The sequence below is a fragment of the Arthrobacter sp. JCM 19049 genome, from assembly GCF_001310435.1.
In genome coordinates this window covers 1-3,487 of the sequence record NZ_BAXF01000222.1, presented here as the reverse complement: position 1 = coordinate 3,487, position 3,487 = coordinate 1, and the positions used below count along the sequence as shown (strand labels likewise).

Annotated in this window: 2 protein-coding genes and 1 riboswitch; both genes read right to left on the bottom strand. The window is 65.0% G+C overall.

Annotated elements, in window-relative coordinates:
* Positions 1-1,923: ABC transporter substrate-binding protein (locus JCM19049_RS09835; RefSeq protein WP_279402899.1), on the bottom strand; the 1,923-nt coding region annotated here is incomplete at its 3' end.
* 118 nt (positions 1,924-2,041) lie between these two features.
* Positions 2,042-2,132, bottom strand: a riboswitch (SAM riboswitch).
* A gap of 394 nt (positions 2,133-2,526) precedes the next feature.
* Positions 2,527-2,955 (bottom strand): ASCH domain-containing protein, encoded by a 429-nt coding sequence (locus JCM19049_RS09830; RefSeq protein WP_279402898.1) that lies wholly within the window; start codon positions 2,953-2,955, stop codon positions 2,527-2,529.
* Positions 2,956-3,487: the final 532 nt, after the last annotated feature.

Sequence of the window (3,487 nt, the reverse complement as noted above, 5' to 3'; positions counted from 1 at the left end):
CCCGATCCGGGCCGCCACCGGCGCCCCGGAGGACAGCGAGTAGCCCAGGTCCCCGCGCAGCAGCGCGCCCAGCTGCCCCAGGTATTGGGTGATCAGCGGTTGGTCATAGCCGTAGTGGGCCTTCAGCTGTGCGATGGTGGCCGGGTCCGCGGCGGCGTCGGTGGACAGGAAGATGGTCACCGGGTCATTCGGCAGGGCCTGCACCGCCAGGAAAACCGCGGTGTAGGCCAGCCAGATGACCAGCAGGGCCTGGCCAACGCGCTTGGCAATGTATCCGCCCATGCTTCCCTCCCCTACTTGCCGCTCTTCCAGGCGCCCTGGAAGATCGGGGCGGTGCCGGAGGTGAAGTCGACGTGGGTGCGAATGCGCGCCGTAGACCTGGACCTCATCCCACAGCACCAGGGTCAGGGCCTTGTCCAGCACCAGGGCACGCTGTTCCTCACCGATCAGCTTCAGGTGCTCCTGCTCGGTGGTGGCCGCCTGTTCCCGGGTGAACAGTTCGTTCAACTCTTCGTCCGCGTTCAGCGTCTGGGTGTTGTTCGCCGGCCCGAAGACCGGCCCCAGCCCGCCGTAGGCGAACTGCCGGGTGCCGAAGAATTCGACCTTGTCATCGACCAGGGCACTGGTCAGGAACGTGTTGTCCGCTGCCCGGTTCACCAGTTTGACCCCGATCTCGCGCCACTGCTGCTCAATAAGTTCGAAGGCCGGCTTGATGACCACCGAGTTGTTCGAGGAGGCGACGGTGACCTCCAGCTTCTTCCCGTCCTTCTGCCGGATCCCATCCGGTCCCGGAACCCAGCCGGCCTCATCCAGCAGCTCCTTGGAGCGCGCCGGGTCGTAGGCCAATTCCGCGGAAAAGTCCACGAAGCCCGGGGCCTTGTGGTTCAGAATCGATGCGGAAATCACATAGCTGTCCGAAAGCACGGTGTCCTTCAGCGCCTGGCGGTCGATGCCCACCTGCAGCGCCTGGCGGACCTTGGCGTCGGCCAGCTGCCCGGAGCCAATGCGCACCGAGGCGTTGTTGGTGGTCAAGTCCACGCCCTGCGCGGCGAACACCTGGCCGCCGCCGGATTTCAGCACCTGCTCATCCACCGGCTGCAATCCCCGCACCAGGTCCACCTGCCCGGACTGGGCGGCCCCGGCACGGTGCGCAACCTCCGGCAGGTACTTGATGACCAGCTCATCCAGGTAGGGAGCCCCCGGGTTCTGTGCACCCTGCGGAGCCCAGGCGTAGTCGTCGCGGGCGCTGAACACCACCTCCTCATCGGGCTTTTCCGAGGCGAAGACGAACGGTCCCGAACCCACGATCTTGGAGATCGCCGACTGCCCGGCGTTGTCCAGCTTCAGCGTTTCGGGGGCCACCAGCCCGGCGGTCACCGAGGAGGTGGCGCGCAGGAAGTTGGCGTCCGGACGCTTCAGGGTGACCTGGACCTTGTTCCCGTCGAGCACCTTGGAGGACTTGTACGCCGAGAAATCCACGTTCGGCTGGATCTGCGCATCCTTGATGCCCAGTCCCAGCGCGTCCAGGTTCGCCTTGACGGCCTTGGCATCCAGTGCGGTGCCGTTGGAGAACGTCACCCCATCACGAATGGTGATCGTGTACTGGGTCTTGGCCTCGTTGGAGGTGAAGTCGCTGGCGATCCACCCCACCAGCTTGCCCTGCTCGGCGTCAAAATAGGTCAGCCGGTCCAGCACCGAGTTCAGCACGTTGGCCTTCTCGTAGAACCGGGCCGCCTGGGTCTGCCAGTTGTCGATGGGGGTGACCTCGGCGTAGGTCAGGGTTCCACCCTGCACCGGGTCGCCGGCTGGCTGTGCCGCCTCGGTGTTCGGGCTTGCCGCGCCGCTGCCGCCGCATGCGGTCAACGACAGCCCCAGGGCCGCAAGCAGTGCGGTGGCTTTCAGCGCCAAACGTGGTGGCCGCATAATCCGTGTTCCTCTCGGTTTAGCCCGAGGAGCACGCTGAATTCAGGTCCCTCCCGCGAAGGGAGGCAAAACAGGCAGACATCCGCCCGTGTGCGGGGACCGTTGCGAAATCTAGCAATCTCCATCGGTCCTGGCCTTAGCACCGCTCCCCGTCGGGGTGGTTGCTGCGACGTCAACGAGCCAGGTCTCTCAGTCGCTCTGGATGGTGTTGTTCCGGTGGGTGTTCCGGGTGATTTCAGTGTGCGGCGGGGACATTCATGTGACCAACCATGACGAAACATCAACGTCACATCGCCACCAAGGAGGCGACAAAGGCCCGTCAGCACCGTAACAATGGGGTCACATGCGCCGGTAAGTCATTATGTGAAGGCGAAAATCGCAGATCCTTGACAATCCCCCCGGCAGGATGGCGCCGCTGACACCGCGCCCGCTGTAGCGGGTGGCGCGGGTCCTACACGCATCCGCGGACCGGGGGCAGCACCGTGCAGCAGCCGCAGGGCCGGGCCTGCTTGGCCTGTCCCGCAGTTGGAGCCCTGTGAAACCCTGTACAGATTCCTCATCCACGAGCCGGCAGATCCACCGGCGCGGAAAAACCGCTGGGGGCTACGCCCTGCCGGGGCCCATAGGCCAGGCGACAACGAAACGCTCAAGCACGACTCGGAAACCCGGCTGCGACGTCAGGGTCGGATCCCATTGGTGTCCAGCAACCCGCTGGGTGCGACGCCAGTACTTCTCATGCTCGCGGCGCCAGCTGGCCAACGAGCGGTCATCCTCCCCTTCGGCAAAGGCGAAATCGGCGTCCACGTGGTCAAAGGCCGCCAAGGTGACCTCGGTGGTCTGCAGGATGAGACGCGCCGTACCGGTGGAATCGCAGGCTAGCCAATAGGCGCCTGCCTCCGGCAACGGTTCACCGCTTGCCGTGTACTCGTTCTCCAGGCTCGAGGTTGCGCGCTTATCCCCGTCGGAAACTGCGCGCAGCAACGCATCGGCCAATGCGGGACTGTCCCCGAAGTAGTCAACGACAGGCAACACCTCGGGTCGCAGGCCCCCGCCCCCTGCCCAAAGCACATAATCGCCCCACAATTGTCTTGCCCGCGCGAGGTCGACCGGCGGGAGCCGGGAGGCCGAGGAATCCATGGCCCAAGCCTAGTGCTTTCCGCCATGGGCCGGCGCTGCACAGGGGCCTTTCATTGCCTCTGCCCGGAACCAAGGTTGCGCGCAAAAATCGGCGGGAAAGGCATATGGTGCTTCGTACGCAGAAACCGCCGGCTCCTCGCCGAAGGACGGCCCCACCCCGGAGGCGCTGCGCCGAAAGCCGGTTCCTCAGGACAACCACAACTTTTGGAATGTGATGCGTGTCACTTCCATTGGATATGGTGCACTTCGCCTAGCTTGAGGGGGTCAGAACCCATCAACCCCCAAGGAGCGGGTAGCTGTGCACCCACGATCACTTCGCGCCCCAGCCTGCGCGATCAGCTTGGCGTTGGGCTTGACCGCGCTCAGTCTGGCGCCGGCCCAGGCGGAACCACGCCAAACCGAAAGCAGCCCGCCACCGGTAACGGTG